A 13,531-nucleotide genomic window follows, 5' to 3' on the forward strand; every position below is an offset into this window, starting at 1 on the left:
CCGTTACGGTGTAGGAACAGGCGGCGGGTTCACGTCGCTGATCCAGTTGCCGATCGCGGTTACCGCCTCGCCCAGCACGTTGCGCAGGCCGAATGCAGCCACGATCATGAACAGGACCACGCCCAGAATGAGGAGGACGTACTCCGTCGCCGCTGCCCCTTTCTCGTCGAGGTTCAGCCGCGTGGAAATCCACGCTCGCAGGTACTCGAACATACGCAATCCCTCCCCTGGAGTTTCTGCCGCCGGGGCCTCCGGTGCCCTGCGCCAGTAGCCACACGGTATCCCGCGGCGGGGCCAGAGGTCTACTACCCCCGCAGGTAGAGTTCGCGTAGCCTTCGAGAGCCGTCCCTCCGGACGGGCTGGGCGGCAGCCTCGATGATCCCCGCAGGTAGAGTCGGGTGGCCTTTCTCAAGGAGCGGGTCGGCGGGTACGACGGAGCCTTTCCCGTGCGCTGGTCGAGGTTGCGGAAAGTCGAGTTTAGGCGAATAGCACGATACTGAGGTTGTTGACGACCGTGACGGCGTACAGTCCCAGCACGATCCACCCGAGAACGGCGAGGCGCCGGGGGCTTGGGCGGCCATACCGTTGGCTACGGACGATCAGCGCCGCCAGGAAGACCAGCGCGAAGGCTTTGACGATGGGGGCCATGGGCGTCAGGATGACCTCGCGCATGAGCGGATTGCCCTCGCGCCCTCCCGCCTCGAGCAGCCGGTAGGTTGTCCAGAGGTCAGCGGCTTGAAACAGGGCAATGGTCCAGAACTGACACCACAGCACGGTAACGGACCCCAGCGCGATCCTCCCCTTCCCCATTGACGCTCCCGGTATCGCCTCCCACGGCCAGAGAGGCCGCACCGGACCTGGCAACCGCCGACGGTCCCGGCACGGAACCCACTGGTGGCCGCCGGGCACTCCCTCCCACAAAGTCCACCCTCTCGGGTGGCAGCAGCGAGCCCGCATCCCCGCTACACTCTGGTTATCGGCCCAAGGCGGGAGCACAATGCCCCGGATCTTGCCCGCCCACAGTGTTCGACAGGACGACGAGGAGGTCATGCCGGCGCAGCCACGGGCACAGGGGGCTCACCGGTTCCACCCGGTCCCCCGCGCTGGAGCGCAACCTGTCACGGTGTCGACCTGGTCTCGCGCAGACTGGGTCGCGCTGGCTGCCGTGGTGGGCGTGGCGGCCCTGCTGCGGCTCGCCGGCCTGGGGCACCCCGCAGCCTTCGTGTTCGACGAGACCTTCTACGTGCCGGCGGCGTGCCGGCTCGCCCTGGGTCCCCAGCCGGAGTGCGGCGGACCGTCGCCTGCCGATGTCCACCCACCCCTGGGCAAGTGGCTAATCGCCCTGGGTATCGCAGTCTTTGGGTTCAATCCGGTCGGCTGGCGGATTTCAGCGGCGGTGGCCGGGACGTTGACGGTGGGCTTGCTCTTCGTCACGGCACGATGGCTCCTGCGTTCCACCCTCAGCGCGACCATCGCCGCGAGCCTGCTGGCGTTGGACTTCCTGCATTTCGTCCACTCGCGGATCGGCATGCTGGACGCCTTCCTGGTGCTCTTCACTGTGGCGGTCCTGGCGTGCTGGAGCCTGGATCGCGAAGACAGCGACCCGGATCACCGCACGGTCCGCACCAGGTTCTGGCACCTGGTTCGCCCTTGGCGTATGGGCGCAGGGTTGGCCACCGGCGCCGCAATCGCCACGAAGTGGTCCGGCGCGTTCGTGGCAGCGACGGCGATCGTCCTGACGCTGCTGGTCGAGTTGCCCCGGATCCGCCGATCGCCCGACGGTCGTGCTGGTCGCCAGGCGCCTACCGTCGCCAGCGTCGCGCTCTGGCTCGTGGCGGTACCACTGCTCGTCTACACCCTCACCCATATAGGAACGGTAGGGGGTCGATGGCTCGCCTGGCCGTGGGCCGAGGACGCATGGCTACGAGCCATCGTGGACGAGCAGGTCCGGCTCGCTCGCCTCCATCCCGCCGTGGGCAAGACCCATCCCTTGCGATCCGCCCCCTGGCAATGGCTCTTCTCGCCCCCTCCTCTGCCCTACTTCGTGCAGCGCGTCGGGGAGACGACGTTTGCAACGATCCAGGCCCTGGGCACCCCTGCGTGGGGCCCTGGGGTCATCGCGCTGGCGGTGGTGGCCGGTAGGGCCGTCCGTCACACCCGCGCGGCGTCCCTGCATGCCGCGCTGCTGGTCGCCTTCGGGCTCACGTATTTGCCCTGGTTCGGGGTCGCCCGCATCCGAACGGTCTTCTTGTTTCACTTCCTGCCGACCGTCCCGATCCTGTACCTGCTGATGGCCGCGGCCCTTACGCCTGTTCCTCGGCGACCAGCAACGCGTGCCGGGCTCGTCGCCCTCGCGGCAGCGATGCCGTTGGCGTTCGGGATGTTTCGTCCGGTGCTGACAGCCGCGCCCCTCGCCTACACCGCGTGCTGCCGGTCAGTGGCTACCTTCGTCATACGCAGCCTGCCTGACTGCGCGCTCGTGAGCGCGCAGCCACTCCCCCTGCGCGACCGCGCAGATCCTTGCTAGGGGACTGCCCGACCCCATTGTCATATCGGGCGGAGGCAGTTGGCAGCCTCAAACACCGTTGGTGATGCTCGAGTCGTGATGCTCCAGCCATGACGCACGCGCTGGCGGGCCTGCCGTCCCTCGCGATCCGCATGCCATGGGCCCGACGTCGCGACCGCGTACCCGCACCCCAGGAGCGCCCACAGCACGAAGTTGGTACCGATGACCGATGGCTCGACCTGCACCTGGAAGAGCCATGCGATAGGCCCCGCGGCCAGCGCGGCCAACGCGGGCTCGCGGCGCGCAAGCGCCTGTCGGACCGCAGGGCCCAGCAGCGCCACGAGCGTCCACCCAAACCCGACTACGCCGAGCACACCCGTCGCGACGCCGAGGTCGAGCACCCAGTTGTGCGCGCGGTCGTAGAACGCCTCCCCGGGGCGCCACCCCGTGGGATAGTGCCGGAACGTGTCGAGCCCCTGCCCCAGCCACGGCCGCTGCAGCCAGTCGTGGAGCGCCGCGCGCCAAATCATCATGCGGACCGACAGGCCGCCTTCCGCTGCCAGGGTGCCGATCATCCGGGCGGCGAGCGGCTTGACGTCGCTGGGATCGCGGAGAGCGCCGGCGGCCTGCACACGTTCCAGCGTCGCCTCGTCGAACGTTCGGGCGAACGGTCCCCATGGCATCAGGTAGACAACGGTCAGCAGCGTCAGTGCTGCGCCGGTGCCGACGAGCCATCGCCGGTCCGTCCGTCGCAGCCCCGGCCACACCGCCAGTCCCCACAGGCCCGCGGCCAGCCAGAAACCCACCCAGCCCACGCGAGACGCGGTCATCAGCACCCCAAGATAGAGGAGTAGCACGGGGAGCAGGCCGACCAGCCGCCCCGGCACGGACCGCAGTTCCACGGCCAGCGCAAGCGCGACCGGCGCGGCCATCGTGAGGTGCATCGCCAGGTACACCGCATGCGACTGAAACCCAAAGGGCCGCAGCAGCGCGCGATACCGCCAGATCGGGTCTTGCCCCGTGTACTGCAGCATGGCGTAGCCGGCACTGAGCATGGCGCCCACGACCAGAGCCGCCATCCAGCGCCGCTGCAGTCGGGCATCGTTCCGAACCTCGTGCGCGGTCAACAACGCCACCACCAGGTACGCGAGCCAGACCAGAAGACCCTCATGGCGGTAGATCGATCCCCACAGAGCCACTGGGACGCTCACGGCGTGCGCCGTCGACCACGCCAGGACGCCTGCAAACGCCACGACAGGCAGTGTCACACCGGGTCTCAAGGTCTGTTCTCGGCTCCGTTGCGCCAGTGCACGGCCAGCCCACAACACCACGGCGGGCACGGCCACGGCCCAGACGACGAGGCGCTTCGCCAGATGCACGTCTGGTCCAAAGGCCAGCGGCACGAGCAGGACCCCGGCCACGAGCAGCCAGCGCATGAGCGTGGTTGCCGTCCTGGCCACAGCCATCGGAACGGCGTCGCCTACCTGCGATGCGACAATGGGCTGGGCCAGGACTCGACGCTGAGCCACGTCGCGACCGCGTTTCGCTCAGTCACGTCGACGGTCTGGCGTGCGCAGGGACGCAGCTACGACCTCGACGGCGGTGAGGTGCGCTCCAACCGTCGCTGGATCGCGCGGGCGAGCATCATCGCCTGGCCGCGGTCGCGGACGCCGAGCTTCCGGAAGATGTTCTTCATGTGGAACTTCACGGTGTTCTCCGAGATCCAGCAGAGGCGGGCGATCTCGGCGTTGCTGCGGCCCTCGGCCAAGTGGCTCAGCAACTCGAGCTCGCGCGGCGTCAGGTGCAGGTCCTGCGGGATCCCCTGAGGATTAACGAGTTCGATGAGCTGTCGCAGGATCTCCACCGCTTGCTCGATCCGCGCGGCCAGGTCCTCGAGCGCGCGGCCGAACTCCGCGCTCTCCTCGACGCTGAGCTCACCGGCGCGACTGGCCAGCGTCGATGCCAGTCGTTCGATGACGTCGGCGTAGGCTTGTGCCATCCCGCCCCCCTTGTGCTGGCGATGGACCGGCACGGTTCACCGGCCGCGCCGTCTTGCCGGAGCCCCTGACAAAGACGACGGCCATCCCACTCGTCGTGAATGAGATGGCCGGTTGCGCCACTCGCTCACCCGTCCCGAGGCGCCCACCTGTTACCGGGACGAGGTCATTGCGTCCATCCGCGCCTGCGCGCTATGCGAGACACCACCATCCCGCCCGTGGCGTGTAACCGACGCGCATCCCCGGGTGTGACGATGGTGTCCAGCGTCTGTATTCTCGATGTGCGCTGCTACTCTCTACTACTACCCAACCGGGTGGTTTTTAGACATGGAGAGTGCCGTCAAGATCTTCGCAGGTTCCCACGCTACACCGCCGGTCATCAGACAACTGCGCCATACGATGGATCTCACTTATCCCCCGGGAGCGGTACGGTGCGACGCGCCCCAGCCCTACGACCTAGCTGTGAATCGCACCAGGGGCATGCGCGCTGCGGGACGCGGCCCGGCCACCGCCTTGGCTACTGCGGCCTGTGGACACCGAACGCCGGGCGGCGTCACCGCACGCAGCCACCGCGCACCGGCCCGCCGCGTGTGCCTCACGCCCCCCAGGTCTCGCGCAGCACCCGCACCCAGTTCCCGTGGGCGATGCGGCGCAAGTCCTCGGGGCCGTAGCCGCGGTCGGCGAGGGCCTGCAGCAGCCGCGGCAGCCCGGCGGCGTCGCGCAGGTCGGCGGGCATCACCGCGCCGTCGAAGTCGGACCCCAGCGCCACGCAGTCGATGCCCATGCGGTCGACCAGGTAGTCGATGTGCTCGACCAGGCGCGCGATGGGGACGGCGGGGTCGCGGGCGCCATCGGCGCGCAGGAAGCCGACGTGGAAGTTCACCCCCACCACGCCGCGGCGCTCGCGGATGGCGTCCAGCTGGCGGTCGGTCAGGTTTCGCGGTGAGGGGCACAGCGCGTGCGCGTTGGAATGGGTGGCCACCAGGGGCGCGTCGCTGAGGGCGGCCACGTCCCAGAACCCGCGCTCGGTGATGTGGGACAGGTCGATGACGATGCGTCGCTCGTTCAGCTGGCGCACCAGGGCCTTGCCCGCGTCGGTCAACCCCGGCCCCGTGTCGGGCGAGTGCGGGAACTTGAACGGAACGCCCTGCGCGTAGCGGTTGCGCCGGCTGTGGGTCAGCCCCACCGAGCGCAGTCCCGCCGCGTGGAAGACCTCGAGGGCCCGTCCGTCGGGATCCAGGGGTTCGGCGCCCTCGAAGTGGATGAGCACGGCGAAGACGCCGGCGTCCAGGCAGGCCTGCAGTTCCGCGGCGGCGCGCACGATGCGGACGGCCCCATCGGACTCCCGCTCCAGCCGCAGCAGCCGCCCGAAGAGGTCCAGGGCGGCCGACTGCGCGTAGTCGAGCGCCATCGGCTCGGGCCAGCTGGCCTCGTCGCTGTAGGTGCGCAGCGCGCGCTCGAGCACGGCGGCGTCTGTGGCGGCCGCGTCAGCGACCGATGGATCGCGCAGGTAGATGGCGAAGAACCCACCGCCCAGGCCGCCCGCCCGGGCGCGCGGCAGGTCGATGTGCCCAACGTCCGACCGCTCGAAGAACGACCGGCCGGTGCGGACCAGGCTGAGGACGGTGTCGTTGTGCCCGTCGAAGATCGGGGGGAATGCGGACGATCCTGCGCTCACCGTGACGCGTACCCTCCTTCCTGATGCTATAACGCGATGCTATGACCGTGCTATGACCGCGGACCCACCACGCGTGTCGGCACAGATGACGGCACGGCCCTTACGCGGGCTTCCGGCGCTACACGGCGCTACCCGGCCCTACCCGGTGCCCTGGCGCGACGAGGCGAAGCGCGCCACGAACCGCGCGGCTCGCGGGCTGCTCCGCACCGGCCGGGCATACGCCCTGGCCAGGATGGCCGCCCCCGCGGTGGGTGGGAAGGACAGGATGACCAGCCCGGACGCACGCGCCGGCTCGAGGCGCCCGGTCCCCACCCCGCAGGCGCCCAGCACGCGGCGCAGGCTGTCTGCAAGGGGCAGCGGCCCGACCATGGCCAGGCCCGTGGTGCGCCCGGGCGGTGATGGCAGGACGCGGAGGCCGCCAAACGGCGGCGCACGGCGGCTGCCCTCGAGGTACCCGCGGACGAAGTCGAACGCCAGGGCGGCGGGTACGTAGTCGAGGGTCACCGAGGCCGCCGCCAGCGTGCCGGTCAGCCCCCACTGCGAGAGCACCTCGGCCAGGGCGGGGTCGCGCACGTAGGCCTGCCGGCCCTCCAGGCTGCTGTCGGCGAACTCCACCCGCGGGTGGCCCCGCACCAGGTCGGCGACCATGGCCTGCACGTGCGGCTCGTCGTGCGGATGGATGGCCAGGACCACGGTCGCCGCGTTCCCCTGCCCGACCACCCGCCCGCAGGCTGTCACGTAGCCCAGCCAGTAGATCTGCACGGGCGCGTCGTCGGGCGGCGGCGCCGTGCGGTAGTCGTAGGGCCGCCGCAACCCGCATGGCTGGTGCAGGGACCGCAGGTACCGGTACACGGTCGGGGCGGGCAGGTTGTGCTTGGCCGCGATCTCTTCCGCCGAGAGCCCGGCGGCGCGGTCAGCGTAGAGCGCGACGATGGTGCGGGGGTCGCGCGCCAAGACGGCCTCGTGCGCCACTTTCACCTGCTCAGTATAGCACGTATGGCACGGGCGCCGCGCGCAGGGAGCCATGGTCCGTGGGCGAATCAACGCCTACGCCGTACCGCCACGGGCGCGTGTGGCCACGTGACGCCGGCTGCGGGTGTCGCGTCGGCGACAGACGTCGTAGGCGCCTTCCGATGGGCGCGCGTCGCCACGTGGCGCTCGCCATACGAAAGGAGCGACCACCGTGTCCGACGATCTGGCCTTCGCCTCCATCACCGATCTGGCACGCGCGCTACGCGCACGGCGCCTCTCCGCGGTGGAGCTTGCGCAGGTCGTGCTCGACCGACTCGCCCGCCACGGGCCCACCTACAATGCGCTCGCGGAGCTGACCCCGGAGCTGGCGCTCGCGCAGGCGCGCCGCGCCGACCGCTGGTTCCGCCAGGGCCGCGACGTGTCCGTCCTCCAGGGCATTCCCTACGGGGCCAAGGACCTGCTGGCGACGCGGGGCATCCCGACGCGCTGGGGGTCACCGGCCCACCGCCGGCAAGTCTTCGACTACGACGCCACGGTCATCCGCGCGCTCGCCCGGGCGGGCGCAGTGCTGGCCGGCAAGCTGGCCATGGTCGAGCTGGCCGGCGGCGGTGGCTACGCCTATGCGAGCGCCTCGCTCCACGGCCCTGGCCTAAACCCCTGGAACCTCCGGCACTGGTCGGGCGGGTCGTCGTCGGGCTCGGGCAGCGCCGTGGCCGCTGGGCTCGTGCCGTGGGCGCTGGGCTCGGAGACCTGGGGCAGCATCGTGACGCCGTCGGCCTACTGCGGCATCACCGGCCTGCGCCCCACCTGGGGATTGGTGAGCCGCTTCGGTGCCATGGAACTGGCGTGGACGATGGACAAGATCGGGCCCATGGCCCGGACCGCGGAAGACTGCGGCTGCGTGCTGGCGGCCATCGCCGGCCCCGACCCGCAGGACCCCACCACAGGGCAACGGTTCCACTTCACACCGCGCATCGTGCGGCGGCCGTGGCGCCTGGGCCTCCTGCCCGCCGACTTCACGGGCGCGCCGGCGCTGGCCCGCACGTTCGAGGAGGCCGTGCGCGTGCTGCGCCGCGCGGGGATGCGGGTGGCCCCGGCGCCGCTGCCCGAGCACCCGTACGAGCAGGTGGCCCGCACACTGCTCAACGGCGAGATCGCCGCAGCCCACCGCGAGTTCATCGCCAGCCGGCGGCTGGAGGCCCTCGTGGACCGGGCGCAGAAAGCCGGCCTGCGGGCGTCGCTGCGCCTGCGGGCGTCCGACCAGGTGCGGGCCGAGCAGGCCCGATGGCGCATCCGGCGAGACGTGCTGGCCCTGTTCGAACGGTTCGACGCGCTGCTCTCGCCCGCGCTCATGACCGAGGCTCCCCCGCTCGAGACGAACCTGCGGACGATGCCCCGTCCCCGCGGCAACTGGAGCGTGCTGGGCGCCCTGTGCGGCGTGCCGGCCCTCAGCCTGCCCATGGGTTTCGGGCCGCGCGGGCTGCCGCTGGGACTGGCGGTGACGGGTCCGCTCTTCGGGGAGGCGACGATCCTGCAGATCGGGATGGTCTTCCAGCGCGAGACCGACTGGCACCGCCGACGGCCGCCGATGCCGGCCGATGGCAGGTCGTAGCGCCACGACGGCCGCCGGTGCCGACCGATGGCAGCTCATGGCGCGCCGCCGGCTGTCGGGGGCGCACCGCCGGCGGTGGGCTGCCGGTGCACCGCGGGCTGCCATCCGGTCGACCCTGGCGGGCGCCTCGTGACCAAGTGTGCGCACGGGCACTACATGAGAGGCGTGTTGGCGGGCCCGGAGGGAATCGAACCCTCAACCTAGGGATTAGAAGTCCCTCGCTCTACTCCAATTGAGCTACGGGCCCCTGCTGCCGTCGGCCTGAGCCGGTGTCGTCACCGTTGGCCGTCGTGCCACGCGCCACGTGCCCTGCGCCACCTGGGTTCCAGGCCCCCGCTGACGTTGGCCTCGCCCCAGGCCGTCGGCACCCTCCAGTATACCGCACTGCGTATGCCGCACCACGGCGTGCGCGCCGGCACGCGAAGGCCATGGACACCGCCCGGACCGTTGTCGCGTGGTCAGGACGCTGCACTACTTGCCGCCGCCCACAGCGGCCGCCTGGGCGGGCTCGCGCACGACCACCGGCCCGGCCCGCAGCAGCGCCAGCAGGGGCAGCGAGCCGAGCGCCGCGGCCGCGGTGCCGACCGCCAGCTCGCCGCCGCGCGCGAGCAGCACACCGCCCGCCACCGCCGCGGTCATCGCCGCAAGGTTGGTGAAGACATCGCCCAGGCCCATCACCCGCGCACGGGTGGTCGCGCTCGACAGGTCACCGAGCAGGGCCGCTCCCGCCACGAACGCCAGGCACCAGCCGAGGCCCACCAGGAAGAACGCGGCCGCGGCCACGAGCGCAGACGCGGCACCGATCGTGAAGACCAGACCGCTCGCCGCCGACAGCAGTGCACCGCCCGCCAGCACCGGTCGCCGGCCCACGCGGTCGGCCAGGCGGCCGACGGGCGTGGCGAACGCGAACATGCCCACGACGTGCGCCATCAGCGCCAGCGAGATGGTGGACATCGCGTGGCCGTGGAACGCGAGCATGACCGACGACGTGGCCATGAGGATCACCATCGTGGCCTGCGCGCACGCCAGGCCCACCATGGCCGCCTGCGCAAGACGGTCGCCGACGACCTGCCGCACCGACGGCGGCGGTGCGCCCGCGGGCTCCTGCGAGGCTGCGCTGGCGGCCTGCGGGAAGAAGTCGCGCAACCGCCGGCTGATCTCCCTGGGATCGGGACGCAGGCGCGCCACCACCGCCGCGGCGGCCGCGTAGGCCAGCGCGACGAAGCCCCAGGGCACGGCCAGGGGATCGGCGCCCAGGACCGGGGCCAGGCGATCGCCTGCGGCCACGAGCGCCGGGCCGGCGATCCCCCCGACCAGACCACCGGTCACCACCCGTCCCACGCCTGCCGCCCGATACTCGACGGGGTACATGTCCGCGGCGGCGGCGCGCGTCAGCATGCCCACGCCGACGCCGAGGCTGAACACCACCATGCCCAGCAGGAAGCCCGTGAAGGTGCGCAGCGACACCTCGAACGCGATCAGGCCCGCGCCCACCGCCCCCACGGCGAACCCCACCACCAGGCCCGGCCGCCGCCCGTAGCGGTCCATGACGCGCCCCGCAGGGTACCCGACGGCAGCCAGGGCCAGCGCGTAGATCGCGGTGGGCACCCCCGCCAGCGCCGTCGAGTGCGTGAGGCGGTAGATGATGAGACTGCCCAGCTGCGCCGAGGTGGAGAGCCCGATCGACAGCATCACCTGGGCTGCGAGCAGCAACCAGGTGTTGCGGCGCACCGCGGCGGGGATCGCGGCCACCGGACGGCCTGGCCCTACACCACGCGGTAGACGGCGAGCGTGGACAGCGTGACCGCCGCCACCAGCAGCACCAGCGCGGCACCGGCGGCGACAGCGGTGACCTCGGTGGGACGCCGCTCCCACCCGATCTCACGGCCCAGGTGCCGGTAGACCCGCCGCAGCTCGCCCAGGTTGGTCGTGCGGTAGTACTCGCCGCCGGTGGCCTCGGCCATGCCGCGCAGGGTCTCCTCGTCGAGGCGTACCCAGATGCTGCGGCCGCCGATGTTCAGGAACGTGCCCTCGGGGGTACCGATGCCGACCGTGTAGACTTTCACCTGCTGTTCGCGCGCGATCCGTGCCGCCTCCATGGGCAGGACGCCGCGGTTGCTCTGGCCGTCGGAGAGCAACACGACGACCCCTGGGGGTAGCGGTCCCGTCGGGGGCGGCACAGACGGCGCCGCACCGGGTGGTACGCCCGGCCCCCCGAACCCGAACGGCCCGCCTGGCGCGCTGCCGGCACCGCTGGGGCGCACGCGGCCCGGCAGGTTCCAGACGGCCTCGAGCAGCCCGTCGCCGATGGCGGTGGCGAACTCGGTCTGCAGCAGGTCGATGGCGTCGAGCACCCGCGCCCGGTCGGCGGTGGGCGGCACGACCGTGGTCGCGTAGGAACTGAAGGTCACCAGCCCCACGCGAAAGCCGCGGGGCAGCGTCTGGACGAACTCGCGCGCGGCGAGCTTGGCGGCCTCCATGCGGTTGGGGGGCAGATCCTCGGCCAGCATGCTGCGGCTGACGTCGATCGACAGCACCACCACGCCCTGGCTCGCCGGGACGGGCAGCGGCGCGACCGGGCGCGCGAGCCCGAGCACGGCCGCGGCCAGTGCCAGCAGGAAGAGCCCGGCTGGCGCGTGGCGGCGCCACCGGCTGTGCGCGGCCGCCGCGGCAGCCAGCAGCGCGACGTCGGGTACGAGCACGGTGCGGCGGGCCCGACGTCCCAGCGCCCACAGGTAGCCGAGCACCAGCGCTGGCAGCGCCGCCAGCGTCCAGAGCAGATTGGGCCACTCGAACGTCACGGCAGGCGCCGGAACCACGCCAGCGACAGCCCGCCGCCGGCCAGCATCGTCACCGCCGCGAGCCCCACCAGCAGGAACGACACCTCCATGCGCGTGCGCTCCCAGCCGATGACGCGTCCCAGTTCGCGCGCGATGGCGCGCAGGTCCTCGGCGCGGGCCGAGGCGAAGTGCTTGCCGTCGGTCATCTGGGCGATGCGCTCCAGGCCCGAGGGATCGAACGGCACGAGGACGAGCTGGTTGTCCAGGCGCATGACCGTCCCGCCGCGCGTCCCCAGCGCGATGGTGTAGATGCGGACCTTGCCCTCACGGGCGAGTTGCGCCGCCTCGAAGGGGTTGGGCCCGAAGTTGTTCACCCCGTCGGAGAACATCACGATCGCCGCCGGCGCGAGCTCGTCGAGCGAGGGCGCGGGGCCCGTCGGGGGCGGCAGGGGCGGCCGGGGGCTGCCCGGCTGCAGCAGGCGCTCAAGGCGCTCGCCGAGCACCTGCGCGCGACCGGGGAGTACGCGCAACGCTTCGAGGATGCCACCGCCGACCGAGGTGGCCGACTGGAGCTGGATGCGCTCGAGCGCCTCAACCAGCGCCTGGCGGTCGGTCGTGGGCGGGAGCAGCACCTGTCCGTACTCGCTGAAGACCACCAGGCCGATCTTGGTCGAGCGCGGCACCAGGGCCGCGAACTCCCGGGCCGCCTGCCGGGCGGCGTCGAGGCGCGAGGGAGGGACGTCGGTGGCGACCATGCTCCGGCTGGTGTCGATGGCCAGCATCACCGCGGCGCGGTTGACCGGCAGGGGGATCGCGGCCACGGGCCGGGCCAGCGCTACCGCCAGCAGGGCGATGGCGACCAGGTAGCAGCCCAGGGGCAGGGCGCGTTGCCAGCGCGGGGGACGCACGACCAGGCGGTCGAACAGCCGCGGGTCGGCGAACTGAGCGGCGACACGCTGCTGGCGCCGGGCCAGCCACCGCTGCCCTGCCAGCAGCAGCGGCACCAGGCCCAGGGCCCACAGCATCACCGGCCAGGTGAACTCCATTGGCGCCTCCGCCGCCGGACGAACCGCACCAGCGGCTCGACCAGCGACTCTGCCGTCGACAGGTCCAGCACGTCGGCCCGCGCCTGCCGGAACGCTGCCGCAATCCGCGCGCGGCGCTCGGCCACCAGGCGGTCGAACGCGGCCCGCACGCGCCGGTCGGAGGTGTCGATCCAGCAGTGCTCGCCCGTCTCGGGGTCGCGCACCGGGAGCACGCCCACGTCGGGCAAGGCCTCTTCGGCCGGGTCGCGGATCCACACGGCGATGACGTCGTGCCGCCGGCCCAGGTCGCGCAGCGCGCGCGCCCACCCCTCGGGCGCCAGGAAGTCGGACACCACGAAGACCAGGTGACGACGGCGCAGCATGCTGGCCGCCAGCCGCAGGGCGCCGGCCAGGTCGGTGAGGCCGCCGGTGCCCTCACCCGCCCGATCCAGCAGGTGCAGGATGCGCAGCGCGTGCCGGCGGCCGGTGCGCGGCGGCACCACCGGGAGGTGGCGCCCCGGGAACGCGATGGCGCCCACCTTGTCGCCGTGCCGCGTGATGATGTACGCGGCCACGCCGGCGAACTCCACCGCCAGCTCGCGCTTCAGACACCGGCGGGTGCCGAACGCCATGGACGGCGACAGGTCCACCAGCAGCCACGCGGTGATCTCGCGCTCCTCGAGGTACTGGCGGACGAACAGCCGGTTCATCCGGGCGGTGACGTTCCAGTCGATGCGGCGAATCTCGTCGCCGGGCTGGTACTCGCGGACCTCGGCCAGGTCGAGGCTGGGGCCGTAGAACACGCCGCGGTAGTCGCCGAACAGGAACCCGTCCAGCCGCCGGACGACCGTGAACTCCAGGCGTCGCAGCAGGCGCTCTGGGGCTTCGCGCGGCGTGGCCGCGACGGTAGCCTCTGGTGGCGTGCCGGCGCCCCTCATACCAGGACCTGCGACGCCCCGGG

The 13,531-nt window shown here is 71.9% G+C and carries 13 protein-coding genes, 1 tRNA gene and 1 riboswitch; of the genes, 3 read left to right on the forward strand and 11 right to left on the reverse strand.

Annotation, left to right across the window (positions count from 1 at the left end; all coding sequences use genetic code 11):
- Positions 1 to 3 precede the first annotated feature (3 nt).
- Both QN157_13075 and QN157_13080 read right to left on the reverse strand, forming a co-directional pair.
- Positions 4 to 213 carry a hypothetical protein gene (locus tag QN157_13075; protein ID MDR7556524.1) on the reverse strand — a complete coding sequence of 70 codons (210 nt, stop codon included), beginning with the start codon at positions 211 to 213 and terminating at the stop codon, positions 4 to 6.
- Positions 214 to 477: 264 nt separating this feature from the next.
- The gene (locus QN157_13080) at positions 478 to 810 is read right to left on the reverse strand and encodes a DUF5658 family protein (GenBank protein ID MDR7556525.1); all 333 of its coding nucleotides are present in this window, start codon (positions 808 to 810) and stop codon (positions 478 to 480) included.
- A 313-nt stretch (positions 811 to 1,123) separates the two neighbouring features.
- Here QN157_13080 and QN157_13085 point away from each other — a divergent pair, with 313 nt between their 5' ends.
- A complete protein-coding gene (locus QN157_13085) occupies positions 1,124 to 2,527 on the forward strand; it encodes a phospholipid carrier-dependent glycosyltransferase (protein ID MDR7556526.1) in 1,404 nt (467 codons plus the stop codon).
- Positions 2,528 to 2,547: 20 nt separating this feature from the next.
- On the opposite strand, the gene QN157_13090 is transcribed toward QN157_13085, so the two are convergent.
- The 4 genes from QN157_13090 to QN157_13105 all read right to left on the reverse strand — a co-directional run bounded on the left by QN157_13090 (position 2,548) and on the right by QN157_13105 (position 7,153).
- Positions 2,548 to 3,942 carry an O-antigen ligase family protein gene (locus tag QN157_13090; GenBank protein MDR7556527.1) on the reverse strand — a complete coding sequence of 465 codons (1,395 nt, stop codon included), beginning with the start codon at positions 3,940 to 3,942 and terminating at the stop codon, positions 2,548 to 2,550.
- Between the two features lie 149 nt (positions 3,943 to 4,091).
- Positions 4,092 to 4,505 (reverse strand): helix-turn-helix transcriptional regulator, encoded by a 414-nt coding sequence (locus QN157_13095; protein MDR7556528.1) that lies wholly within the window; start codon positions 4,503 to 4,505, stop codon positions 4,092 to 4,094.
- Positions 4,506 to 4,602: 97 nt separating this feature from the next.
- Positions 4,603 to 4,689, reverse strand: a riboswitch (cyclic di-GMP riboswitch).
- 409 nt (positions 4,690 to 5,098) lie between these two features.
- The gene (locus QN157_13100; protein MDR7556529.1) at positions 5,099 to 6,181 is read right to left on the reverse strand and encodes a dipeptidase; all 1,083 of its coding nucleotides are present in this window, start codon (positions 6,179 to 6,181) and stop codon (positions 5,099 to 5,101) included.
- 138 nt (positions 6,182 to 6,319) lie between these two features.
- The gene (locus QN157_13105; GenBank protein MDR7556530.1) at positions 6,320 to 7,153 is read right to left on the reverse strand and encodes a hypothetical protein; all 834 of its coding nucleotides are present in this window, start codon (positions 7,151 to 7,153) and stop codon (positions 6,320 to 6,322) included.
- Between the two features lie 211 nt (positions 7,154 to 7,364).
- On the opposite strand from QN157_13105, the gene QN157_13110 reads away from it, so the two are divergent.
- Entirely contained in the window at positions 7,365 to 8,765 is a 1,401-nt protein-coding gene (locus tag QN157_13110; GenBank protein ID MDR7556531.1) for an amidase, read from the forward strand.
- A complete protein-coding gene (locus tag QN157_13115) occupies positions 8,752 to 8,898 on the forward strand; it encodes a hypothetical protein (GenBank protein MDR7556532.1) in 147 nt (48 codons plus the stop codon). Before QN157_13110 ends, QN157_13115 begins: the two co-directional genes overlap by 14 nt.
- A gap of 36 nt (positions 8,899 to 8,934) precedes the next feature.
- Here the strand turns inward: QN157_13115 and QN157_13120 are convergent.
- The 5 genes from QN157_13120 to QN157_13140 form a co-directional block, all read right to left on the reverse strand.
- Positions 8,935 to 9,012: transfer RNA gene (locus QN157_13120), tRNA-Arg, on the reverse strand.
- Positions 9,013 to 9,236: 224 nt separating this feature from the next.
- On the reverse strand, positions 9,237 to 10,517 hold the full coding sequence (locus tag QN157_13125; protein ID MDR7556533.1) for an MFS transporter: 1,281 nt from the start codon (positions 10,515 to 10,517) through the stop codon (positions 9,237 to 9,239).
- A 14-nt stretch (positions 10,518 to 10,531) separates the two neighbouring features.
- A complete protein-coding gene (locus tag QN157_13130) occupies positions 10,532 to 11,566 on the reverse strand; it encodes a VWA domain-containing protein (protein MDR7556534.1) in 1,035 nt (344 codons plus the stop codon).
- Entirely contained in the window at positions 11,563 to 12,591 is a 1,029-nt protein-coding gene (locus QN157_13135; GenBank protein MDR7556535.1) for a VWA domain-containing protein, read from the reverse strand. The genes QN157_13130 and QN157_13135 overlap by 4 nt, the downstream gene beginning before the upstream one ends.
- Positions 12,570 to 13,508, reverse strand: coding sequence for a DUF58 domain-containing protein (locus tag QN157_13140; protein MDR7556536.1), 939 nt, complete (start codon positions 13,506 to 13,508; stop codon positions 12,570 to 12,572). Before QN157_13140 ends, QN157_13135 begins: the two co-directional genes overlap by 22 nt.
- Positions 13,509 to 13,531: the final 23 nt, after the last annotated feature.

It is taken from the genome of Armatimonadota bacterium, from assembly GCA_031459855.1.
Lineage (GTDB): Bacteria > Sysuimicrobiota > Sysuimicrobiia > Sysuimicrobiales > Humicultoraceae > Fervidifonticultor > Fervidifonticultor primus.